The organism is Prochlorococcus sp. MIT2304 (assembly GCF_059772405.1).
Window position 1 is genome coordinate 86,247 of the sequence record NZ_CM186286.1, and the last position, 23,913, is coordinate 110,159.

A 23,913-nucleotide genomic window follows, 5' to 3' on the forward strand; every position below is an offset into this window, starting at 1 on the left:
AAATAGAGATAATTAATTCTTTGACTTCCCAACGTTTTGAAACGCTTCAATTGCATGCAGGCCAAGTGCCAGATCCTGCTACCAACTCAAGGGCGGTTCCTATTTATCAGACAAGTTCATATGTTTTTAACGATGTTGATCATGGTGCGAACTTATTCGGCTTAAAGGAATTCGGAAATATATATACCCGTTTGATGAATCCTACAACTGATGTTTTTGAGAAAAGAATTGCTGCACTTGAAGGAGGAGTCGCTGCTTTAGCTACTGCATCAGGACAGTCTGCACAATTTATCGCAATTACCAATTTCCTTACTGCTGGAGATAGTTTTGTATCAACTTCGTTTTTGTATGGAGGTAGTTATAACCAATTTAAAGTTCAATTTCCACGCTTAGGAATTAATGTCAAGTTTGCTGATGGGGATGATGCCGAGAGCTTTGAAGAACAAATTGATTCATCTACAAAAGCAATTTATGTGGAATCAATGGGGAATCCTAGATTTAATATCCCTGATTTTGAGGGACTTTCGAAGTTGGCAAAATCGAAAAACATACCTTTAATTGTTGATAACACTCTTGGAGCTGCTGGGGCTTTGATTCGTCCTATTGAGCATGGAGCTGATGTGGTTGTTCAAAGTGCTACAAAATGGATAGGAGGTCATGGCACTAGCCTTGGAGGCGTAATTGTTGATGCAGGAACTTTTGATTGGGGAAATGGGAAATACCCTTTAATGAGTCAACCCAGTGCGGCTTATCATGGTTTAGTTCATTGGGATGCTTTTGGATTTGGTAGTGATATTTGCGGAATGCTTGGAGTCCCTGCGGATCGAAATATTGCTTTTGCTTTAAGAGCTCGGCTTGAGGGGTTAAGAGATTGGGGACCAGCAATTAGTCCTTTTAACTCGTTTTTATTACTTCAAGGATTAGAAACTTTAAGTTTAAGAATAGAAAGACATTGTTCTAATGCTCTTTCATTGGCTAAGTGGTTAGATGATCACTCAAAAGTTGATAATGTTAGTTATCCAGGATTGCCTACCGACAAATACCATTCAAGAGCCTCTACTTATACGACCAATAGAGGAAAAGGTTCCATGTTGATATTCTCTCTGAAAGGTGGCTTTGATGATGCTGTGACTTTTATAAATTCTTTGAAACTTTCTAGTCATTTAGCAAATGTTGGCGATGCTAAAACATTAGTAATTCATCCTGCTTCAACAACTCATCAACAATTATCTCCTGAGGAACAGTTGTCCGCAGGCGTTACTCCTACTATGGTAAGGGTATCAGTTGGAATTGAGCATATTGACGATATTTTAGATGACTTTGAGCAGGCCTTAAATTTAATTTGACTTCCAAGTAGTTATACTGATATGGCTTTAATACTTCCACGTAGTTATCATAAAATATCCTCAATTGAAAAAAATCATATTTCATGGATTGAACCTGAACTAGCAGAAAGGCAGGATATTAGACCTCTTAGGATTGGGATATTAAATATTATGCCATTGGGAAAACAATATGAATTTAATTTATTGCACCCCTTGGGACTGTCTCCTCTGCAAATAGAACCTATTTGGATAAGGTTAAAATCCCATTCATATAAAACATGGGACTTAGAACATCTAAAAAACTTATATGTTCACTGGGAAGAGGCAATGTCTCCAAGGCCTCTCGATGGGTTGATTATTACTGGAGCTCCTGTGGAGCATCTCCCTTTCGAAAAGGTTAATTATTGGAAAGAATTAGTAAGTCTAATCGAGGAATCAAAATTAAAATGTGCAAGTACCCTAGGTTTATGTTGGGCTGGTTTCGCAATGGCATATATGGCTGGAGTTGAGAAAAATAATTTTAATAAAAAGCTATTTGGTGTATATCCAATGAGGAGTCTTGTGCCTGGCCATTCTTTAATGGGAACACAAGATGATGAGTTCCTTTGCCCACAAAGTAGACATGCTGGCTTATCAGATATTGAAATGGAAAAAGCAGAAAAGAATGGCAAACTTAGGTTATTGGCCCATGGGGAAAAAGTAGGATATACAATTTTTGAAACACCTGACCAAAGGCAATTAATGCACTTAGGCCATCCAGAATATAATGTTGATAGATTGAAATCTGAGATGGAGAGAGATAAAAAAAGAGGTGATGTCCCTCCTCCAGAAAACTTTGATTTGACTAAATCAAATACCTCTTGGCGATCACATAGGAACTTATTATTTCAACAATGGTTGTGGTTCTGTTATCAACATGTAAGTCTAACTATTTGACTTTATTAAATTCGTTAGGCAAGTAATTATATTCGATATATATAGTCAATTATTTTAAAGGGGGCATTAAATTTCTTGGATCATAAATCCCTTTGATTTTTTGTAATGTCGGAAGCCATTCTTTAAATGCTGAGGATAATTCTCTTTGATGCCAATCTAAGTGGGGGTGTATTTGAGCAAGATGGACACCAGGGCATATGAATTCAAGGTTATTCCAAGCCTCCTCCATCCATTCGAGCGTTCTTTTCCTTTTTGATTGATCGAAGGCATCCCAAGCTCCATTAATCCAAGGTTTCCATGTCGCTTCACGATGAATAAATGAAGTATCTCTATAATTTATATGTGTTATGCCTCCTAATTGTTGAGAAGCTAAATAACAACTTTTATTGGGCCTTTTATTTATTATTTCACGAATAATTTTTAATACTTTTGAATTATTCTTTTGCCAAGCAGGACCAAGTAAACCTAATACTTCAGAGTGCTTTGAATTATTATTTTTAGTCTTTCCTAAGCTTAGATTTGGTAAAGAATTCATATCGTTGACTTTATTAATTATTCTATTTCGCGAGTATGGCAATTTCTCTAATAGCTTAATTAAGATGGACTCGTCATCTGCATTTATAACTTCACCAATTGCATGAGCAAAAATGTCATCTCCACAAATCCATTGCAAGCTAAGTGAATTAGGCCAACTTTCGGCTTGATTAATACATTCTGATAGCTGAGCAAATGAAAGGTTTGCTGTCCAACTTAATAATGGTCTTAACGGCTGAGTCCTCAGCTTGACTTTTGTAATTATGCCTAGAAATATAGCGGCTCCGCAAAGGGCTTTCCATTCGAAGAATGATTCTTTTTGTGTATTTGGTTGAAATAAATGAAACTCCTTCCCATTTCCCCAAAACCCCTTAATTTCAACGATCTGATCAATTGCTAATCCTCTGCTTCTACTAAGTGGACTTATGCCACCGGTCAAAACATATCCTATCCCTGTCTTCCCGGATAAACCAATTGGAAAACTTCTATTATGATTTTTTAAAAAATCGGATAACTCGCCCATAGTTACTCCGGCTTCAATTTCTACAAGCTTTTTGTCTAGATCGAAAGATATGTTTTGGTAGTTCTTCCTTAGATCTAATATCCAATGTTTATCTGCTGCAGCTCTACTTGTAGTACCTCCACTAGAAACTAAAAAAGGATTGGACTTTTGTTCAGATCCTTTTAGGGATTGGAATAGTTCTGTGTTGACAGCTTCAAAAACGCCAAGGACATCACTGTCATTGGAATTTTGATTTTGTAGTGATATTAAATCTTTAATAATTTGCTCCTTTTTCTATAATGTGTTTCTTAAGTTGATATTTTATAAAAATATAATCAATTAAAGTAGTTTTTGGTATCATTTTGGTTTCCCCCGCTTCAATTAAATATCAATATCCATCTGATATTGGGATTGTTTTATGTGGGCATGGGAGTAGAGATTCTCAAGCAGTTAAAGAGTTTATTAATGTTGTAGACAAAATAAAAGCCAGAATACCTGATATTCCTGTTGTATTTGGTTTCCTAGAGTTTAATCGTCCGATCATTAGTGAAGCGTTAGATCAACTTAGAAATATGGGAATAAGGAGAATAATTGCTTTGCCAGCAATGTTATTTGCTGCTGGACATACTAAAAATGATATTCCTGCACTTTTAAATAAATATTCCTCTGAAAGTGGAATTCCTATTCAATACGGTAGGGAGCTTGGCCTAAATTCGTTAATGATTGGAGCAGCAGGCGCAAGACTTAAAGAAACAATAGATAGTAATCCAATTTTCCCTCTTTCTCAAACATTGCTTGTTGTAGCCGGTAGAGGCTCTTCAGATCCAGATGCTAATTCAAATGTTTGTAAAATCACAAGGATGCTTGTCGAAGGTTTTGGTTTTGGATGGGGGGAAACCGTTTTTTCAGGAGTAACATTCCCTCTTGTTGATCCTGGGTTGAGACATGCTCTTAAATTGGGTTTTAAAAGAGTAATTCTTTTACCATATTTTCTTTTCTCCGGAGTTTTGGTAAGTCGAGTTAGAGTTCATTCTTTAAGAGTTTCAAATGATAACCCTGACGTACAGTTTCTAAATGCAAGTTACCTCTCAGATCAAGATTTGGTTATTGATACCTTCATGGAAAGAATTCAAGAAGTTTTGAGTGGAGAGAATTTTATGAATTGCGCCTTATGTAAATACCGCTCCAATTTATTAGGCTTTGAGAGTGAGGTTGGATATGAGCAGAAAAGTCATCATGATCATGTTGAAGGGTGTCTAGATATTCAACCTAATTTCTGCGATGAGGGCAAAAATAAGAAAAGAAATTTATCGGAGAATAAAACACACGAGCACTCACACGAACATTTTCCTTATCCACATGCTCAGCATCCTTTAGGACCTGTCACGCTTCGCTCTTTAAATAAAAGCCAAATATAAAAAAAATAGGTTCAAATCGAAGGCTCATTTGTCTCTTTCTTATCTGCGACGCAATGGACTCGTTATCTATATGTTTTTTTAATGTTTACTTTCAGCTCTTTTCCCCAAGTGATTTCCACAGCAAGTGTGTAGTTTTCCACTGAAAAATACTAAGACCCTAGCTTTAGTGAAGAACTTGTGGGATTCATTGAAAATTTTAATAGTAATTTACACTTAGATACTTTCAATATATAAACCTATTCCTTTTGAGATTATTTCTCAAAAAACCTTTTTGATAAATGAGTCTAGTTCTGTCTCGTTTTCTTTGTATAGCTTTTCTTTATCTTTGACGTTTTATTGAAAATTTAAGATCCTTATCTCATAGATATTGAACTTTTACAAGGAAATGGAGTTTAATCAAATTGAAACCCGTGTTGAAGAAATAAAAACCGATGAGGTTAAATGTTGTGAAAATGAATTGGACCTTATGTCTATAAGTCTTGAGGCTGAGGTGCCTGAGGCTCTATATATTGGCATGAAGGATTTTATTAGTGGAAATGAGAAGTGGGATCAGTCCAAGCTTATTAGCTCAGCCATTGCAAATTTTCTTTTTCAAAATGGTTCTGAAGATAGGGCCGTTACTGAGAAATACTTAAATGATATTTTTAACCTTTAAAGTCAAAAATTGCCTTTTCACAAGCTCTTTTAGTTATTGCCATCATAGTTAAGGTTGGGCTTTGCCAAGAAGAAGTTGGCCAGCAAGCTCCGTCAACTACTAATACATTTCGGCATTCCCAGAGACGATTCCAATTGTCTACAACACTCTTCTCTTTGTTGTCTCCCATAGGTGCACCTCCTACCTCATGGATGTAATAACCTGGAGGTGGAGCATCCTTATTAACGGCAACAGATTTATTTAAAATTTGTTTAGCAAAAGGAATATTTACTATTTCATTTGCTGGGATAATGTTTCCATTGCCAGAATTGATAATTAGTTCAATCATTCTATTCATTTCTTTGACCATTTGTTTTTCATTTTCACGCCACACTATCGATATGTGTGGAATAGCAATATCGTATTGATCTGTGTTTTTTGAAAGAGAAACAGTGTTATTAATATTAGGGAGTACTTCACCGTGACCAATAAGAAATCCTGTTTTTGTATCGTTGTATTTTTTTAAGAAGTCTGGTGGTTCAAATCTATCGATTCCTCCCCAGATACCATAACCTCCAACAAAGCTTTTTTTAGTTGATTGTCCTCTTCCTATTGGAATAAAGAAGCTCCCAGCGCCTGTTAAAAGATTTTTGCGATGTTTGTTAGAGTAATTTTTCATATTCTTATCAATCGGGACAGTAAAAAATCTACAAGTTGATATATGATCCATTAAGTTCCTTCCCAATGATTGAGATGGATCTATTAGCCCGTTTTGATTATTGCTCTCTTCGGAACTTAGTAGAATTCTAATTGTTTGGATTGTTGATGAACATAATATGATTAATTTACTTTCTATTTCACTTCTTTCTCCATTCCTTTGGTTAACAACAATAACACTCTTTGCAGACTTTCTATCCTTATTTAATACTAATTTCTCTACAATATGATTTGATAGTATTTCTACTTTTTCTAATCTAATTGCTTCTTTTAATGTACTACCTAGACTACTATATTTGGGCCATTTAGTTTTATCTTCATTGGCCCCAAATCCTCTAGAGTGTATAAAAGGAAGATTTAATTTTTCTTTTATATTGGAGGCGAATATTTCTTCGCTTTCTGTGAATGGAAGTTTGCCAATATATTCACCATTAGGAAGTTGATTTAGATCGTCTTTGTTTCCAAATACCCCTAGAAAATTTTCTACATCTGAGTAATGTGTTTCAAGATCTTTATAACTAATAGGCCATTTAAGATTGTATTCTTTCTCTTTTGAGGCTTCAAAATCTTCTTTGGCTAATCTTAAAGTTATTCCTCCCCATGTAAGACTTCTTCCACCAACTTGATTTCCTTGAGTCCACATGAAAGGAGCTCTCGGTGGGTGAGTGTATGGATTTGCTTTTTTGTTGGCGTACAACAATGGATTTGATTTCCAAAACCCTGGATGTTGAGGTTGGTTTTGATAATTGCCAGTTGTAACTCCTATTAGTCTCCGAATCATATTGCAAGGCTCTGTTCCGTTTGCTCTCTTTATTTCTAGTTCTGGCCCTCTTTCAATTACTAATACTCTTACTCCTGCCTTGGCCATTGTTAAGGCAGCCATCCCTCCGGTTGCACCAGAACCAATAATTATGACTTCATATGGCTTGTTAATCATTAATGGGGAATTTGATATTTTAGATTTAGTAAATTTAGCTAATAAATTTTTCTTTATATAGAAAATATATATTAAAGTATATGAATTTTGCTAGATAGTTGGAAATTTTTATTAAGTTATATCTTTTTTGTTGACACTATAACAACTCTATTATTGAATATTTTTTATTATATAATTTAAAAATTATATAATACAGGGATTAAGATGATTAGATTAACTTAAAATAAATGCAACGTAAATATTTTTTTGCTAAGGTTTAAGAGAGATTATAGAAATATTTTTTTTGATATAAAAGATATTAAATTCAATATTTATATCTTTTATATCCATTTGGAATTAAAATATAATCAATAGTAGTTTTAAGAAATTTATGTTTAAACTTCTTTTTGTTTTTGTAAGCTCATTCCTGGTTTTCTATTGTTCTCTTCCCGTTTTTGGAGCTTTGGACTATGGAAAGCAAACCTTGATAGGCGCTGATTTTTCTAACATTGATCTAAAAGGCGCCACTTTCTATTTAAGTGATCTCCAGGATGCTGACTTTTCAGGCAGTGATCTTCAAGGAGCTAGCTTTTTTGATGCAAAGCTTGAAAACGCCAACTTAAGTAATACAAATATGAGAGATGTGACAATGGATGCGGCCATCCTTAATGGAGCAAATCTTTCAAATAGTGTGTTAGAAGGTGCTTTTGCTTATAATGCTAAATTCGAAAACGTTATTATTGATGGTGCCGATTTTACTGATGTTTTAATTGCTAATGATGTTAAGAAAAAATTGTGTGCCATAGCAGAGGGGACAAATAGTATTACTAATAAAAAAACAAGTGATTCATTGGATTGTTAGTAAAAATCAAGCTTTTATACACATACGATAATGATCTTAAAAGTATGTTATGGTTTTGATTATTTTCATATTTTTAATTATTTACTAATTCTTTTTATATATTTTTTATGTACATTTTATGCCTACAATATTTTAAAGATTTGTCAGTTAAATCAAAATATATAATTGGCATTGTCATTTTAGTTATCTACTCATCATAAAGATAGACTTTTAATCTCTTTTTGTCATTTTTGAAATGCTTTACTCCAGCAATGAGAAGCTAGACCAAGAGACATTAGTACTTCAAATATTTCCTGATCATTGCGAATTTGACTTATTGTTGATGCCTGAGAGATATCAAAATAGAAATAAAATAAAGCTACAAATAGGAAATAAAGACTATATCTTCTTGAGGGGAAAGCATCAATTGAGGGCCATGCTCTCCAACCAATCCATCCAAGAAAGAGACAAGAAATCTCGAAAGATGGATCTAATAGATAATTATGAAAAAAGTGAATATTATGAATGCTGGTCTCACCTTGACTATTTATTGCTCTAATAGAATCTATTCCTATCCCCGTTATACGCTCTCCCCAACTTATTTCTTCTCCAGCGACAAAAAAACAAACCAATGCTAAAATCAACCAAGCTATCCATCTTTTATTAATTCCTATTCTTCTGCGTTTAAAAAGGATAAGACTTGAACAAATAAAACCTAAAAAATATCCTATAAACTGTATCCACTCTAAAGGTCCATCCTCGCTTCTAAACCAATCAAACCAGCTCATGCCTACGACGTCTCTGCCATAAGGAAATATATATATAAAACCGTAAATAAATAATAGATAAACGACAGGGAAAATATCTACAGTAGGCTCAATATTTCCCCAACTTGTGTAAATGGTTTTCGGCTTGCTGATGGTGAATGGATTTAGGTACTTAAGAATTGAGATCATATTAGGCTTTAAATATTTTAACCTTATTATAAATTCTTACTACCTTTCATAGAGTATTTAACTTATTAGTAATTTATAAAACTACATTAGATCTTTTATTATACTAAAGTGATTTCATTTTTTTTGTCTAATATAAATTTAGAAAAATAATACTTTATTTTAAAATTCTAGTACAAAATAGTTTCTTTACTTCAGTTTAGTTGTTTTGAGCCTAATATTGATTTATTAGTTTTTCAGACATTTTAGTTTTTAATTGTCAAAAATCCTTTTCCTAAGTAATGGGCACGGAGAAGACCTTTCAGGTTCTCTTATGGGAGATGCATTTAAGAAGCTTGGACATGAAGTAAAGGCCCTACCCCTTGTTGGCAATGGTGAATCTTACTTGAAGGCAGGGATAAAAGTTCTTGGAAAGACCAAATCATTTAGTACTGGTGGAATGGGATATACAAGTCTGAAAGGTCGAATTCTTGAATTAATCCAAGGCCAGATCATTTATCTAATAAAACGGATTTACCTTTTATTTTTGATTTCATCTAAATATGATTTGTTGGTTGTCGTAGGGGATGTGCTCCCCGTTACGGTAGCGTGGTTTACAAGATTGCCAGTAGTAACTTATCTGGTAGCGTATTCAAGCCATTATGAAGGAAAGTTAAAGCTACCTTGGCCTTGTTCTAATTGTTTGTCTAGCGATAAATTTTTAAAAGTTTATACGAGAGATAAACTTACTGCAGATGATTTGAAAAAAATAATATTTGGCAAAGTTGAATTTATTGGCAACCCTTTTATGGACCCATTTTTAACTAGACATCAAATTTTGCCAAAACATAATAAGCGTTTGGGAATATTGCCTGGCAGCAGAATGCCTGAAGTAGGTGAGAATTTATGTCTAATCCTTAAAGTTATTGAAAATGTCACGAATTTAAAAAGTAAAAATACTGATATAAGTTTTGATGTTGCATTGGTCCACACATTGGATGACTATTCTTTAAAAAATATAATAACTTTGGATGGATGGAGATTGTGTTTTCCAACTAACAAGGACCATCCATTAAAAATAATAAAAAATCATTCAATTGTTAATGTCTATAGAAATTCATTTGTCAAAGTTGTTCAAAGCAGTAATGTATTAATTAGTATGGCTGGAACTGCCACTGAGCAAGCAGCTCTTCTAGGAAAGTTAATTATTCAGATAGAAGGAAAAGGACCGCAGTTTAATGCATCCTTTGCTGAAGCACAGAGGAGGTTACTAGGACGTAATGTGTTTTGTGCTGATGGGTCAGTACAAGAGGATAAATATATGCTTTCAACCTGCAAATTGATTCTTAATTTGTTAGATAGAACCTGTCAGTTTGACTTTTTAAAAGAAAATGAAAAGCAACAAATTTATGGAAGAAGGAATGTTGAAGGAATATCAGAAATGATGGCTAAATCAATAACAAATTCTTTTTTAAACCATTAAAACGTAATAAATCTCTTAAATAATTTAAATGTTTGATTTAATATATTATCGCTAATATCTTTCAGGATCGTATTCTGTCCATGAAGATTTTAATTTATTTTCTTTTTTAAACTTATCAGCTATATATTGCAACCTTAAAATTTCAACACGCCATACATTATAAATTCCAAATCTACCCAATTTTTCTGGATTAAGTAATTTCCAATGACTTAATTTTGAAGTCGAATTATCTATTAGAATTAATATGCTCTCTGAGGCTTTAGGATTTCGCATTTGATATCCTTCCCATCCGATTCTCTTTTCAAGATATAATCTTTCTGATAAATTAATTACATTAACATTTGTATTAGATTCATATAAAATTACCTCATTTGTATAAAAGTGAATAGATGGTTTTTCTATCCCAACCATTGCAATTGCCTCATTAGGCTTCCTTGAAAGGGTTATAAACTTAGATGCTTCTCTTAATGGTAATTGCCTATTAAAATCGATTAATCTAAATAAAGGATTAATAGCTAGTAATTGAAAGAATATAATTGGAATTTGAAGGCTTAATAAATTAATTTTTAGTGATTTTCTTGAGATAATCCCTAGAATCCCAGAAACCAAAAAACATATTCCCCCTCTTGTTAATATTCCACTGCTAATCAGTTGGGTTGATAAATTATTCATTTCATTATCGTTTATTTTATTTAATAAACTCAAATTAGGTATCAATACTGGTAATAAAAAAACAATAGCGATCAAAAATAAGAATAAGATAGTTAGCCACCAACAAGTATTAAATAATTTACTTTTGTTGTTGCCTTGATTAATTTCGAAACTTTCAGCTTGTCCTATAATTATTGCTGCTGCTGGTATTGCAGGTAGCCAATAACTTGGAAGTTTCGTGCCGGATAAAGTAAAGAATATAAAGACAGATAACAGCCAAGATATGGAGAAAATCAATAAGGAATTAGATGGTTCAAGAGTCTGCTTAAGGAAATTTCTTTTTATATCTTTTGTGCCTTGGATAATCCCTAGAATTAAAAGAGGAGTAAAAGGTAAGGAGGCTATGATTAACATTAAAACAAAAAAGAAAATGCCTTCTTCATGTGAATTTACAATACTCGTATATCTTTGAAAATTGTGATATCCAAAAAAACTTTTTAGAAATTTATTCCCTTCTAAAATATATTCAATAATAAACCATGGCATACTTACAATCATTGCAACTAAAAGTCCATAAACAGGCTTTATATGACTTCTTAATCGACTAAAATCATTTTGAAAGAGTCCAAAGAGAAAAAGTGAAAAGATCATTAGTACAACTGCTACTGGACCTTTTGTAAGAATCGAAAAACCTAAAATTATCCATCCATAAACCCACGAATTTTGTCTAGGTTTTACATAACAACGCCATTGCAAAAGCATGCTTAAACCAAATGTCCCACAGAGTAAAGCATCTGATACTGCCGTACGACTCCATATCATTACAAATGGAGAAAGAGCAAATGCAAGAGCAGTTAATACAGCAGTTCTTCTTTGATTAATATTTTTCTTTTGAGGCCATCTCAACAATGTCTCCCCCAAGATTGTCATCAATAAGAGAGAAGAAATAGCCGAGGGAAATCGAGCTGCAAAAGATCCTAAAGGATCCCAAGAAGATTGATTAGGTATTGAATAAATCAATCCCATTAACCAATAAATTAGGGGTGGTTTATCAAATCTCGGTATTCCATTGGAAACGGGTGTTAGCCAATTTCCGGATACACTCATTGAACGTCCTGCCGCAGCAAATTTTGCGGGTGTTTCGTCTATCAATCCTGTCGCTCCAAGCCCCCAAAAGAAAAGGATTATTCCAAGAAATGCTATAAAAGTTAGACTTGCGAAGTCACGTTTACTAAAAGAAAACACTACTTACTGGTCCTCTTTTATGTTATTAAACAATTTTAGATTCATATTCTAAAAGTCAAAAACTTGATTATATCTTCTATAAATTTTATCAAATAGGTTCAATGAATCATTTCGCTTGTAAAAAAATTTGGAAATATTGGCTTAGAATAAATCTCACAATTAGTAAATATAGGGATGTTGTTAATGTATGGATTTGTATTTATTGAGAATTATGCTTAATAGCTGACAAAACTTATAGATAAAATATAAAAATATTTTTTGAAGTTTCAGAAATGATGAATAAGTAAAAAATAAATAATAACTCAATAATGTAGATAAATAATTGTCGAATTTAAAGTTGATCTCTTTCAAATGTCTTTGTTATTTCTTTTAAAAATTCTACTATTTGAATGTTTGTATAGCCCAGCTCAGTTCTTAGTCCTTTGCATGATGACGTGATCTCTTTCCAAATGTCAGCTCTTACAATAGCTTCTCTGTCTTTTAGGTAGCGCTCTTCTCTCATTTTGATTTTAATTAAGTAATGTATGGCGTTCTGAATTTTTTTAGAAAAAACAAATAAATAACTTTTTGAAATTTATTTATTTGTTTCAATTGATATTAGATCAGTTTCTTAAAAATCAAAAAAGCCAAATTCAAAAATACATTAACGAAAAAATAAAAAAATCATGGGAATTTCAAGATTCTTATCTGAATAAGATATTTGATTTTCTTATGTTAGTAGACTTAAGAATAAATAAAATTTAAGAAGATTTGGCTTTGAACCATTTCTTCGAGGCTTGGAGCTTGCTTTTTAAATTAAAAATTTCTCTTGTATTTCGCAACGTATCAACCAGTAAATATATATTTATGGATTCCCCACTCTCCATAGTAAGAACGGAGAGTGGGGGATTCGAACCCCCGATGGAGTTGCCCCCATGCTAGTTTTCAAGACTAGAGCCATAAACCACTCGACCAACTCTCCACTTACAATTTTACCTTATTAACTTCTGAAATTTTAAATAAATTAGTCAAATAACATCTTCCTCCCTTTAAGCAATTAATTCATTTTTAAAGTAAATCCTTTTTTCTAAAAAATTTCAGAACCTATAGATTCTTTGTCTGCATAAATACCAATGATATTATTTGTGCGATAATTTCAGGCATTGGTAAATCACATTCATGGCAAGCAACAAGAGCCCGCAATCCCGTTTCCTTGGAGACCTTCCTATGGAAGGTGGCATTAGTCAAAAAGAGAAATATCGCTATGTAGCTCACTTGATGTTCTTTATTGGATGCGCTCTGTTTTCGTTTGGTATTTGGGCATTGTCAGGATTTACTTCTTCTAGTGGAGCATCAGGACCATTCCCTTTCTAGAAGAAAGGGATACGGAACTGTTTTTTTATTAGTAGAATGAATTAAAGATTGATTTAAAGATTGATTTAAAGATTATTTAACTGACAACTTTTTTATAGTATTTTCTCTATCTTCAATAAGTACCAGTAGCCATTTTGAACCTAATGCTCTAGAGATACTTCTACTTTTCAGTAGTTGGCAGATCCTTTTATAAAGTTTTTCAGATTCTATATTTGAATTAAACCATTTTTCGAATTTCAGAATTTCCTCAGGGTTTTGACAAGCTCTCAATTGGTCTATAAGTGCATCATTAGCACTCTTGTTACTTGTATTTAATGGTTTATTGATCGTAGTCATTTAAATTTTAAGAAACACAATACCTATTTAATAGTTAGCCAAAATTTTTCATTTGGACAATTTTCTTTAAAACTTCTATGAAAAAATTATTTTATTTAATCAAGTGCTTAATTTGGTTTAGATAAAAACATCTGCCGCATCAACGATTGAGAAACTGGTCTTAAGAGGGTTTAGCAAGTGGAAGTAAGCACTTATCAGAATCGCACCCAGCTGGACCCGCCTCAGCAAGTTCACCTTGATCATATTTACTAAGAGCATCAAAGAAATCACAATCTTCTCTTCTTTCTATTACCTCTGCTTGCAGCTTTGTATAGGATTCTTCATCAATAGGCTCAAAAGGGAGCCTGGGGAAGGTTGCATTCGCATCAAATCTTGCTAGCAAAGCTGCTGAAATATAACCTTTGTTTTCATTTATAGAGCTATGAAGAGCTTTGGCTAAATCCCCTATCTCATTTTCTCTGAATTCAATTGTGGCTGAAGTATTGTGGTCAGTATAGTTGGTTTGAACTTGCATATAAAAATCAAATTGTGCAAGAGCTGAGAAGTTATTTATATCTATTTGATCTGCACCAGGTATATTTGCCCAACTTACCTCAGTTGGAATTTCAACTAACCACTCAGTACATTTTGGATCAAATGGGTTGTCTAGTAGCTTTCCGTTCTCATCTTTATCTGACTGAGAAGGAACAATCGTGTATCCATAATCCATGCAAGCTAGTGCGACTGGATCGTTCTTCCGAAAAGTGATTCTTCTTATAAAACGCTGCGCTTTTGGAGGATGCCATCCTGGGGAAGCCCCAGTTAGAAGGCTCTTTGTACCAGCTGGTTGAACTGTTGTGCAACGACTTGGACGACGTATATTATGTCTATCACAATAATCAAATACTGTATCGTTGACGATTTTTCTCCATCGACTCAAAAAAGTAGCTTCTTTATTTTTAAAATCTTGACCTTCTTTTGTCTCAGGTCGTCCGGCTTCCCACCATTTCAACCAGGGGGTTCCAAATGCATGAACAAAAAAGTCAAAAAGTCCTGTGAAGCTTACCCCAACAATTGGATCCCATTCACGACTTTTTCTGTATCGCTCTACTTCAAATCGATGGTTAAGAAGACATGCAACTGACAAAGCTGCTGCTCTGAAGGCATCTTCTTGTTTATTTATGTCTAATGGATCAATTTGATTAAGATGGATCTCCGCAAGATTACAGTGGAAATCTGAGCCTAAAATTTCACCGCATGGATTAAGACCATATCTACTGAGTCTGTGAGAGAGTTCTTTTGCATCAAATGGACCGTAATTTGATTGAATCCATTTAGAGGCCTCTTCTTTGCCTTGATCGCAATAGATATTTATAAATTCATTCCTTAGTTCGACTGTTGAAAGTATGTCTGCATTAGAGCGAGCAATTGCTTCTGGTGCAAATTGAATAGCACCTTCTCCTGAATGAAATTGCTTGGTAACGGCTTCGATAAGAATACTTAATTCAGGTTTGGTGTGGTAAACACGAGTATGATTAGCCATCCTTAAGGCATCCTTTTCTGGGTCTATACTCCAATTTCCATCTTTGTCTTGCTTCCATAAATTTTCTTTGGCGCCAGCAGCTTCTAAATCGTTCGATGAAAATTGTCGCATACCTGCACTTCTTCTGATATTGCCAGCAACTATTGTGACCGCTGCTTCGTCGATTAGTAGACAACATTCAATTGAAGTTAGTTTCCTGCCTACGGCTTTGTTTAAAAGATTTGCCACACGAGGGTATAAATCTTTCAGTTTTACAGGGTTTGCCATGCCTCCAAAACCTTTTAGTGATTCACCTGCTGGCCTTACATCTTTTAAATCAATAGAGATATTAATAATTTTAGAATTGAAACTAATGTCACTACTCAGTTCTAGGATTTTTTGATAGCTATCCACCCATCCACGTCTACTATCACCCACTTTGATGAGTACATTATTGTCTTGAATGGAGAATGTAGTGTTTTCATTTCTCTCTTCAGAAGGGGTTAATCCAATATCTGAAACATTTTGAATATTAATTGTATTTTTAACCTCTGGCAGTTGATCAATCAAGTGAGGCTCAATTATTGCACCCGTCCCACAACCCATCATCGCTAAATCCATCATAAGTCCGAAGGCTTGCCAATCAACAAGATTTGTTGAGGTGCAATTGTAGGCTCCAGAAAAATTCTTCTCTTTCTCAATCCATTCTGTTCCGCCTATCCAAAGCCATCGGCCTGAGGGAAGAGCTTTTTTCTCCTGTTGCATTCTTTGCATTAAATTTATTTCTGCTTCGTTTAATCCTCCAAGTTTCTTTAGACCATCGAGATTTCGTGTATTTACTTGTTCCCAGCTTTCACGACCTGCTGGAAGTTTCCTGCTATAAGTTCTGTAAAAGACAGGATTGGCTGCAGGTGCAGTTATTGGAAAATCAGTTGTGACATTTTTTTTACCCGATTCTGAATTATTGGTTTCGGGCTGGCTTGTTGCGATTGTCAAAATCTTTTATCCCTTGAGTAACTACTACGGTAACGCCATGTATAGCGTTAGCAAGTTTTTTTAACACCATCTACAGGGCTCCAAGGGAAAACAAATTGTTTTTTTGTTAGTAATGAAGAGAACACCGGAACCAGAACTTATGCAAATCCCTTCGCAGGTAAGGGCTTATGCGGATGCGGACTTCTCTAGGAGTGATTCTATGGTTGTTAAATCGCTTGAAGAATATTTAAAAAAAGCAGGAAGAACTCTTAATAAAAATGATGTGATTTTTGATATGGCATGTGGGCCAGGAAATATTGCAGAGAGAATTGCCAAAAATTGGCCTTTTGTAAATGTTGTTGGAATTGATGGCTCAAAGGAAATGTTGAATGAAGCAGAAAACAGACTTTCCGGCAATCTTACTAAGAATCTTTCTTATAAATTGATTGACATCAATTCGATAGCCTCAGGTGATATAAATCTTCCTGATAAAGCTGATGTCCTAGTCAGTAATAGTGCCTTGCATCATTTTCACGATCCTTATTGTTTTTGGGATGCATTAAAAAAACTTGGTAAAACAAAGTCTATTCATATTCATCGTGATTTAATAAGGCCTGCTTCTCTGAAAAAAGCATTTGAGCTAAAAGAAAAACATCTTTCAAATTCTCCAGAAATTCTGAAAAAGGATTTTTATGCATCTCTCAAGGCATCATTTACAGTTGAGGAAGTATCTCAACAGCTCGTTGATGCAGGGTTGTCTCATTTAGAGGTTTTTCAAATTGATGAGCTTTATTTTGAGATTATTGGGTGTATTTAATCTTTTCCCTGAACAATTGAACAACCAAAAACAATAATGAAATCAAATCCCCAAGACAAAACTAATTTAGATCAAATTTTAGAAGAAGAGATAACTATACCTTTAAGTACGGAGGTTGCTAAAAGAAGAAATTTTGCGATTATTTCCCACCCTGATGCAGGGAAGACCACTTTGACAGAAAAACTTTTACTTTATGGCGGAGCTATACAACAAGCAGGAGCAGTAAAAGCTAGAGGAGAGCAGAGAAAAGTCACTTCTGACTGGATGGAGCTTGAAAAACAAAGAGGCATATCAATTACATCAACTGTTTTACAATTTGCATACAAGGAAAAGACTATTAATTTGTTAGATACCCCTGGGCACCAAGATTTTTCGGAAGATACATATAGGACACTTGCCGCTGCTGATAATGCTGTGATGCTTGAGGATGCAGCTAAAGGACTTGAACCTCAAACAAGAAAGCTTTTTGAGGTTTGCAGAATGCGTCAAATTCCAATTTTTACCTTTATCAATAAGATGGATAGGCCAGGTCAAGAACCACTGGAATTATTAGATGAGATTGAGTCTGAATTAGGATTATCAACCTTTGCAGTCAATTGGCCAATAGGAAGTGGTGAGCTTTTTAGAGGTGTTGTTGAGCGTGCAACCAACGAGGTCATTTTATTCTCTCGAGCAGAAAGAGGAAAGCAATCTAGTGAAATAAGGTTGAAAATTAATGATCCTGAACTTAAAAATTTAGTAGAAGAAGAACTATTGAAAAAAGCATTTGAAGAGATTGAGATACTTGATGAGGCTGGTTCTGACCTGGATAAAGAATTAATATCATCTGGCGAATTAACTCCTGTATTTTTTGGATCTGCAATGACCAACTTCGGGGTTAGGCCGTTTCTAGATAATTTTCTTGAGCTATCTCAGGGACCCGTTGCTCGAAATAGCTTTGATGGGCCAATCTCACCTACAAGAGAATCATTTAGTGGATTTGTATTTAAATTACAAGCCAATATGGATCCAAAACATAGAGATAGAGTTGCCTTCGTGCGGGTTTGTAGTGGAAGGTTTAAAAAAGATATGACAGTTCAACACGCTAGGACGGGTAAACAAATCAGACTTTCAAGGCCCCAAAAGATTTTTGGACAAGATAGGGCCGTTGTTGATGATGCTTACCCTGGGGATGTTATTGGTTTGAATAATCCAGGAATGTTCTCTATTGGAGATACATTATTTATTGGATCTAGAGTTGAATTTGAGGGTATTCCTTGTTTTAGCCCCGAGATATTTAGCTGGCTACGAAATCCAAATCCTTCAGCTTTTAAAAACTTTAGAAAAGGTGTTAATGAATTGAGAGAGGAGGGAGCAGTCCAAATTCTTTACGATAAAGATCAAAGCAAAAGAGATCCAATTTTGGCCGCAGTTGGTCAGCTTCAGCTTGAGGTAGTACAACATCGACTTGCTAGTGAATATGGAGTGGAAACCAGGCTTGAACCAATGGGTTTCCAAGTTGCTAGATGGGTAAAAGGGGGATGGCCTGTTTTAGAGGAGGTTGGTAGAATTTTTAATTGCAAAACTGTTCAGGATGCTTGGCTTAGACCAGTACTGCTTTTTAAAAATGAATGGAATTTAAATCAGTTAAAGGAAGATCATCCTGAAATGGAATTAAATTCAGTTGCTCCTGTTGTCAGTGGTGTTGATCCTGTTTCCCTTTAAAATAGATTAATATCTAACTAATAAAGAGAGTTCATAAATCTTTTTTGAAAATCTATGGATCCTGGTACTAATTCACAATCAAATTCAAATTCACAAGATCCATATTTGATACTTGGAATAAACGAGGGTGCAAGTTTTGATGCTATTCAAGAAGCAAGGGATAAAAAATTAATAGAGGCAGGACAAGACCAAATCACTAAAGCAAAAATAGAAGCTGCTTACGATTCGTTGCTAATGGTAAGTCTTAAGTCAAGACAACTTGGTAATGCAAGTAACGAGGCAATAACCGCATCAAAGAAAGAAAATGAAGCAAAGAAAGTTGGTGACATAGGACCTAGTTCTCTTCTCACTAGGTTGAAAAATTTCAATCTTCCTAAATATGAGGCATCAACATCTAATTTTTTACCAAGCTTAGAGTTGCCCTCTGGACAAGAATTAAATATAAGAATTTCTTGTGGAATATTGGCTTTTTTACTCATTTTAATTGTGCCTTCTGAAAGTGTTGAATTAATACTTTCATTCTCAACAATAGCCTTATTCATTAGTCAGTCTCGCAGAGGCAGGCCTTTCTTTTCTTCTATCCTCTGGTGCATTCTTCTTCTTAGTATTGGACTTCTATCCGGTGCATTACTTTTGGGCGGTGCTGAATCATTTATTGACAACGCTGGATCATTGTCTTCAGATAAATTTGAGGCGATACCCGCAGTATTTTTACTTTGGTTAGGAGTGATTTTCCTTGATTAATCCTCTAATCGATTAAAGATAACAATTCATCTTCTTTAATAATATAAATACTTTTGCAGAATTGACATGTAAGTTCTGCTTTCCCATCCTGTTTTATCATTTCCTGAAGCTCTTTTTTCCCCAATATCTTCAATGCTGATAGGCTTCTTTCTCTTGAGCATCTACATTTAAAATGAACTTCTTGAGATGTGCTAGTAATATCTGAATGTGATTGATCAAGATCAGGAAAAATTTCTTCAATTAGTGAAATAAGGTTTGTCCTTTTTTTGTTTAATAATTCACTAAAAGAGTTGATTTCTTTACATCTATCTTCGAGTAGGGCTATTAATGAATAGTCTCGTTCAGCTTTGGGTAGTATTTGAGCTAAAAGTCCTCCGCTACAAACTATTCCATCCTGATTAATTCTTTCTCCAACAAACACAGCTGATGGAGTTTGTTCAGAATGAAGTAAATAGGAAGCTATGTCTTCACCTATACCTCCATTAATTAATTCAACTGTGCTGTTGTGCGGTTCACCTTTGCCATCATCTCTAATAACGTGAAGATAGCCAATGCCTGTAGCTTTTTTAAAATCAAATGTATATTGATTGCTTTTATTTTTAATTAGGTCTAATTCAAGACTTGGGTTGCCAACGAAACCTCTCACGCTTCCATCTCTACCTGCATCAATAGTTAATCCTTTTAGGGGTCCATTTGAGCTTACCCTCAAAGTCACCCTTCCATGATTTACCTTCATTGAGCTTGCAAGTAAGAGGCTTGCACTCATGGCCCTACCTACAATTGCAGAAGTTAAATATGAAAGAGAATGTCTTTCTTTTGCCTCTTTTGTTGATTCAGTTGTTGATACGGCGACTAGCCTGATCCCTCCTTTCGCAGCAGTAGCTCTAACTAGTGAATCTGTCATTGATTAATTGAATTGTTTACTCAGGGAAAAGTTGACCATTGTGCAACTCATAATTTTCGGTATTCAAATTTTTAAAAAGTTCTGGTTCATGTGTAACTATTAGAATAGTTTGCTTGTTTTTAAGCTTTACGAGTAATTCTATAATTCCGTTTTTTACTGACCAATCTAAACCTGCTGTTGGCTCGTCCAATAAAAGTACTTTTGGACTCCTTAATAATTGAACAGCAATAGCTAGTCGGCGTTGTTGTCCTCCACTAAGAGATTCTGGCGGCTTCTTTAAATCTAAATTGATTAACCCCACTTTTGTGAGAGCTGAAATTTGTTCTTCTGTCGTTAACCTCTTATGTCCAAGTAGTAATTCTTGAGCTACCGATAATCCAAGAAAATATCTTTCTGGAAATTGAAAAACTAATCCACATAACGACCTGCGCTGACGTGCATTTAGAGTTTTGTTGAACCATGTTATTTCTCCTTTTTGATATCCCGATAGACCGCTAATGATTTCTACTAGTGTAGTTTTTCCACTTCCACTGGGTCCTCTAACTATTGTTATTTTTCCAGTATTTGATTTTAAACACAAATCTCTAAGGATTGGTTTCTCTGCTGTTGAGGGATGGTAATAAATATTTTTTAAACAAAGCATTCTTTTTTATTGAGATTTAGATCAATTAAATAAAGATTTTTTGATTTTCTTTAATCAATTTACATTAGATTATGTTTGATATCTTTTAGTTTTTCTTTTTTAAGATCTATTGTTTATGGAAGTTCGATTTCGTGAAGTTGATCCTTTCAATTGTTGGATATGGCTTAGATATTCAGAGGTTCCAAGTCAGGGAGAAAAAGAATACGTTGATGGTATTTTTGATTCTTGGTATGTGCTGGGCAGACTTGGGGGATTTAATTCTGAAAATTTGCAAACTCATGAAATTGGTTCTGATGTCAGTTGGATGAGCTATGAAAATGAAGATACATCTTCTAGTCTTCCATCATTAATGCATAATCTTGGAGAATTTGAATTTAACGAGTGTTGGGCTAGATGTTGGGTCGATTTAGGTACTTCTGACCTCATCGCAATAGATGTTTTGATAAATGTACTTAAACAAATGGATGTTGATGTTGTGAAAATAGAGGAACTAATTATCGGAGGAGTAAATGAAGATTGGCCAGTAGAAGAACATCCTGATGCAATTTTTCCTTCAACAGATTAATTTTCTATGGCTGAGAAAAGAAGATTATTTATAAATCCAAATCGATTAAGTGATGAAATCGATTCAAATGGAGAGTTGATATTGACCTCCAATGAATCACATTATTTATCTAGGGTTATGAGGATGAGATCGGAAGATCTTTTAGAGGTTATTGATGGAAAAGGTCATCTTTGGAACGCAAAAATTGTTGAAAAAAAAACTATAAAACTTACTAATGGTTTTGATAAACCTATTCAAGTCGTTTCAAGAGAGATTCCATTAGTAGGCATTGCTGTAGTTATTCCTAAAAAAGGTTTTGAAAACATTTTGCAAATGAGTTGTGAGATAGGTGTTGATATTATTCAACCATTATTTTCAAAACGATCAGTAGTTAAAGAATGCAATAACGAAAAATTTATTAGATTTCAAAAAATTATTCATGAAGCCGTTGAGCAATCTGAAAGGCTCTGGAGTCCAGAACTAATGCAGGCATTGACATTTCCCCATTGGATAAGTGATTTGCCTTCCAAAGCTCAAATCGGATTTGCCACTACACGCATTCAGAACTTACAAGATTGTGTGAATTGGTTAAAAGAAACACCAAATAAAGTCAATCAAGTTTGGGTGGTAGTTGGCCCTGAGGGAGGCTGGAATAAAGATGAAGAGGCATTAGCTTTTGAATCTGGCTTGTCTGGGGTGTCTATGGGAGAAACTATTTTGAGGACATCAACAGCTGCAGTTAGTGCCTGTCAGTTAATGACTTCATGGAGAAGAGTTAAATCATCCCTTTAAGATTGAAAATTTTTGAACATATAACCGTCTATTGTTTAGAAACAGGCATGCTGATTAGAAACTATGGCCAACTTCTCTTTTATTAGCGGTATTTGGGTTAATGCTTTTTTGGTTAATTTCTTGTTGGTATTTTTAGGACATAGGCTTCCATTTTTAACTAGGCAAGGTTGGATTCATGCTGGAATACTTGGCACACTTTTATTAGGATCTGTTGGATGGAATGGTTGGATATCAGTTTGTGTATATCTCTTGTTGGGAACTTTAGTTACAAAAATTGGATACAAAAATAAAGCTTCCCGAGGGATTGCTGAAGCAAGAGGTGGTCAACGTGGGCCTGAAAATGTATGGGGGTCTGCAGCCACAGGTTGCTCGCTCGCTTTATTAAGTTGTCTTTGGCCAAATTTTTTAAATTTATTCATGGTAGGTTTTGCTTCTAGTTTTAGTGCAAAACTTTCCGATACGTTTTCAAGTGAAATTGGCAAAAGATTTGGTAAAAGAACTTTTCTAATTACGACCTTAAAGCCTGTATCACCAGGGACAGAAGGGGCAATAAGCATCGAAGGTTCGATGGCAGGGTTGTTGGGAAGTCTAATCATGACCCTGTTTATGCTTAATCTATCCATCATTTCTGGATTATCTGTTGCTTTTATAGTTTTCTTATCTGGCTATTTGGCAACTTTTCTAGAGAGTTATATTGGAGCAGTGGTGCAAAATCAGATTGATTGGATGACTAATGAATTAGTTAACTCTATACAAACATCTATAGCAGCTGTTATTTCTATCTTTTTTTACTTGAATTTTGTATAAATATTCACCTTAAATCAGCCCAACTCTTTAATGCTGGCCATTCACTAATTTGTTCGTAAATCCATTTATGACCCTTAGTATTCAGATGTATTCCGTCTGATGAGAGTAGTTCCTTATAAGATAATAACTTAATCATTTTTTCATGAATAGATAAAAATGGGACATTTAATTCTAAGCAAGTTTCTTCTATTTTATTTTCATACTTAGAACAAGCTTGGTTTGAATACCAAAGACATTCTGCAAAAGGCATTGAGTCTTCATTAACAGGTGTTAATCCAGTGACCATTATATGTACTTCATTCTTAATTTCGTATACTAATTGTTTTAAGCCAAATTTAAAAGCATCCTCGGAAAGTTGGGGCCTGCCATCTTTTCTTCCAATTCTAGCTGTATCATTCAATCCAATTGATAACAAAATACCTTCAGGAACTTTTCTTCTTAACTCTCCCCTTGTTGCCCACTCATTCTTGTATCTTATAGCAACTTTCTCTAATCCATCTCCTCTTACTCCAAGAGAATAAATGATAGGAGCACCATCTAAATTTAACCAATTTTGTCTTAATCTCTCAGACCATCCTCCTCCCTCTAGATCTCCCCATCCGTAAACCCCACTATCTCCAATTATGATTAATTTTTTCTGATATTTATTCATAAGTCGA

23 protein-coding genes and 1 tRNA gene are annotated in these 23,913 nt (G+C 34.4%); 13 read left to right on the forward strand and 11 right to left on the reverse strand.

What is annotated here, in order from left to right; genetic code table 11:
• Window positions 1-20 precede the first annotated feature (20 nt).
• Complete coding sequence (locus AC6EIY_RS00420) at window positions 21-1,346, forward strand: O-acetylhomoserine aminocarboxypropyltransferase/cysteine synthase family protein (protein ID WP_498508239.1); 1,326 nt, start codon at window positions 21-23, stop codon at window positions 1,344-1,346.
• Between the two features lie 21 nt (window positions 1,347-1,367).
• Complete coding sequence (locus tag AC6EIY_RS00425; RefSeq protein ID WP_498506994.1) at window positions 1,368-2,261, forward strand: homoserine O-succinyltransferase; 894 nt, start codon at window positions 1,368-1,370, stop codon at window positions 2,259-2,261.
• Window positions 2,262-2,310: 49 nt separating this feature from the next.
• On the opposite strand, the gene AC6EIY_RS00430 is transcribed toward AC6EIY_RS00425, so the two are convergent.
• Entirely contained in the window at window positions 2,311-3,579 is a 1,269-nt protein-coding gene (locus tag AC6EIY_RS00430; protein WP_498508241.1) for an FAD-binding protein, read from the reverse strand.
• 80 nt (window positions 3,580-3,659) lie between these two features.
• On the opposite strand from AC6EIY_RS00430, the gene AC6EIY_RS00435 reads away from it, so the two are divergent.
• Window positions 3,660-4,715, forward strand: coding sequence for a sirohydrochlorin chelatase (locus tag AC6EIY_RS00435; RefSeq protein WP_498506995.1), 1,056 nt, complete (start codon window positions 3,660-3,662; stop codon window positions 4,713-4,715).
• Between the two features lie 385 nt (window positions 4,716-5,100).
• Window positions 5,101-5,370, forward strand: a complete 270-nt coding sequence (locus tag AC6EIY_RS00440) for a DUF2811 domain-containing protein (protein WP_498506996.1) — start codon at window positions 5,101-5,103, stop codon at window positions 5,368-5,370.
• Here the strand turns inward: AC6EIY_RS00440 and AC6EIY_RS00445 are convergent.
• Window positions 5,360-7,003 carry a GMC oxidoreductase gene (locus tag AC6EIY_RS00445; protein WP_498506997.1) on the reverse strand — a complete coding sequence of 548 codons (1,644 nt, stop codon included), beginning with the start codon at window positions 7,001-7,003 and terminating at the stop codon, window positions 5,360-5,362. The two genes, AC6EIY_RS00440 and AC6EIY_RS00445, sit on opposite strands and share 11 nt — an antisense overlap.
• 370 nt (window positions 7,004-7,373) lie before the next feature.
• Here AC6EIY_RS00445 and AC6EIY_RS00450 point away from each other — a divergent pair, with 370 nt between their 5' ends.
• Window positions 7,374-7,844 (forward strand): pentapeptide repeat-containing protein, encoded by a 471-nt coding sequence (locus tag AC6EIY_RS00450; RefSeq protein ID WP_498506998.1) that lies wholly within the window; start codon window positions 7,374-7,376, stop codon window positions 7,842-7,844.
• A 224-nt stretch (window positions 7,845-8,068) separates the two neighbouring features.
• Here the strand turns inward: AC6EIY_RS00450 and AC6EIY_RS00455 are convergent, their stop codons facing one another.
• On the reverse strand, window positions 8,069-8,779 hold the full coding sequence (locus AC6EIY_RS00455; protein WP_498506999.1) for a pectate lyase: 711 nt from the start codon (window positions 8,777-8,779) through the stop codon (window positions 8,069-8,071).
• A gap of 253 nt (window positions 8,780-9,032) precedes the next feature.
• Here AC6EIY_RS00455 and AC6EIY_RS00460 point away from each other — a divergent pair, with 253 nt between their 5' ends.
• Window positions 9,033-10,238: a lipid-A-disaccharide synthase-related protein gene (locus AC6EIY_RS00460; protein ID WP_498507000.1), complete on the forward strand. Its 1,206-nt coding sequence runs from the start codon at window positions 9,033-9,035 to the stop codon at window positions 10,236-10,238.
• A gap of 51 nt (window positions 10,239-10,289) precedes the next feature.
• Here AC6EIY_RS00460 and AC6EIY_RS00465 read toward each other — a convergent pair whose 3' ends face one another.
• From AC6EIY_RS00465 to AC6EIY_RS00475, 3 genes are all read right to left on the reverse strand, one after another.
• The gene (locus AC6EIY_RS00465; RefSeq protein ID WP_498507001.1) at window positions 10,290-12,134 is read right to left on the reverse strand and encodes an ArnT family glycosyltransferase; all 1,845 of its coding nucleotides are present in this window, start codon (window positions 12,132-12,134) and stop codon (window positions 10,290-10,292) included.
• A 331-nt stretch (window positions 12,135-12,465) separates the two neighbouring features.
• The gene (locus AC6EIY_RS00470; RefSeq protein ID WP_498462485.1) at window positions 12,466-12,636 is read right to left on the reverse strand and encodes a hypothetical protein; all 171 of its coding nucleotides are present in this window, start codon (window positions 12,634-12,636) and stop codon (window positions 12,466-12,468) included.
• 372 nt (window positions 12,637-13,008) lie between these two features.
• Window positions 13,009-13,095: transfer RNA gene (locus AC6EIY_RS00475), tRNA-Ser, on the reverse strand.
• A 197-nt stretch (window positions 13,096-13,292) separates the two neighbouring features.
• Between AC6EIY_RS00475 and AC6EIY_RS00480 the strand changes: the two genes are divergently transcribed.
• Window positions 13,293-13,487 (forward strand): hypothetical protein, encoded by a 195-nt coding sequence (locus tag AC6EIY_RS00480; protein ID WP_498507002.1) that lies wholly within the window; start codon window positions 13,293-13,295, stop codon window positions 13,485-13,487.
• A 72-nt stretch (window positions 13,488-13,559) separates the two neighbouring features.
• Here the strand turns inward: AC6EIY_RS00480 and AC6EIY_RS00485 are convergent, their stop codons facing one another.
• A complete protein-coding gene (locus tag AC6EIY_RS00485) occupies window positions 13,560-13,823 on the reverse strand; it encodes an RNA recognition motif-containing protein (protein WP_498507003.1) in 264 nt (87 codons plus the stop codon).
• A gap of 160 nt (window positions 13,824-13,983) precedes the next feature.
• Entirely contained in the window at window positions 13,984-16,314 is a 2,331-nt protein-coding gene (nrdJ, locus tag AC6EIY_RS00490; RefSeq protein ID WP_498508242.1) for a ribonucleoside-triphosphate reductase, adenosylcobalamin-dependent, read from the reverse strand.
• A 118-nt stretch (window positions 16,315-16,432) separates the two neighbouring features.
• On the opposite strand from nrdJ, the gene AC6EIY_RS00495 reads away from it, so the two are divergent.
• Genes AC6EIY_RS00495 through AC6EIY_RS00505 form a run of 3 tightly spaced genes read left to right on the forward strand, consistent with a single transcriptional unit; the run spans window position 16,433 to window position 19,564 of the window.
• The gene (locus AC6EIY_RS00495) at window positions 16,433-17,116 is read left to right on the forward strand and encodes a class I SAM-dependent methyltransferase (protein ID WP_498507004.1); all 684 of its coding nucleotides are present in this window, start codon (window positions 16,433-16,435) and stop codon (window positions 17,114-17,116) included.
• Window positions 17,117-17,152: 36 nt separating this feature from the next.
• Window positions 17,153-18,820 carry a peptide chain release factor 3 gene (locus AC6EIY_RS00500; RefSeq protein WP_498507006.1) on the forward strand — a complete coding sequence of 556 codons (1,668 nt, stop codon included), beginning with the start codon at window positions 17,153-17,155 and terminating at the stop codon, window positions 18,818-18,820.
• A gap of 54 nt (window positions 18,821-18,874) precedes the next feature.
• Window positions 18,875-19,564, forward strand: a complete 690-nt coding sequence (locus AC6EIY_RS00505) for a CPP1-like family protein (RefSeq protein WP_498507007.1) — start codon at window positions 18,875-18,877, stop codon at window positions 19,562-19,564.
• Window positions 19,565-19,568: 4 nt separating this feature from the next.
• On the opposite strand, the gene hslO is transcribed toward AC6EIY_RS00505, so the two are convergent.
• Window positions 19,569-20,468 (reverse strand): Hsp33 family molecular chaperone HslO, encoded by a 900-nt coding sequence (hslO, locus tag AC6EIY_RS00510; protein ID WP_498507008.1) that lies wholly within the window; start codon window positions 20,466-20,468, stop codon window positions 19,569-19,571.
• A 16-nt stretch (window positions 20,469-20,484) separates the two neighbouring features.
• Window positions 20,485-21,111: an ABC transporter ATP-binding protein gene (locus AC6EIY_RS00515; protein WP_498507009.1), complete on the reverse strand. Its 627-nt coding sequence runs from the start codon at window positions 21,109-21,111 to the stop codon at window positions 20,485-20,487.
• Between the two features lie 115 nt (window positions 21,112-21,226).
• On the opposite strand from AC6EIY_RS00515, the gene AC6EIY_RS00520 reads away from it, so the two are divergent.
• The 3 genes from AC6EIY_RS00520 (at window position 21,227) to AC6EIY_RS00530 (ending at window position 23,254) form a co-directional block, all read left to right on the forward strand.
• Window positions 21,227-21,676, forward strand: coding sequence for a DUF3531 family protein (locus tag AC6EIY_RS00520; RefSeq protein ID WP_498507010.1), 450 nt, complete (start codon window positions 21,227-21,229; stop codon window positions 21,674-21,676).
• 6 nt (window positions 21,677-21,682) lie between these two features.
• On the forward strand, window positions 21,683-22,447 hold the full coding sequence (locus AC6EIY_RS00525) for a 16S rRNA (uracil(1498)-N(3))-methyltransferase (RefSeq protein WP_498507011.1): 765 nt from the start codon (window positions 21,683-21,685) through the stop codon (window positions 22,445-22,447).
• Between the two features lie 63 nt (window positions 22,448-22,510).
• The gene (locus tag AC6EIY_RS00530; RefSeq protein WP_498507012.1) at window positions 22,511-23,254 is read left to right on the forward strand and encodes a TIGR00297 family protein; all 744 of its coding nucleotides are present in this window, start codon (window positions 22,511-22,513) and stop codon (window positions 23,252-23,254) included.
• Window positions 23,255-23,258: 4 nt separating this feature from the next.
• Here AC6EIY_RS00530 and AC6EIY_RS00535 read toward each other — a convergent pair whose 3' ends face one another.
• Window positions 23,259-23,906, reverse strand: a complete 648-nt coding sequence (locus tag AC6EIY_RS00535) for a GDSL-type esterase/lipase family protein (RefSeq protein WP_498507013.1) — start codon at window positions 23,904-23,906, stop codon at window positions 23,259-23,261.
• Between the last annotated feature and the right edge of the window lie 7 nt (window positions 23,907-23,913).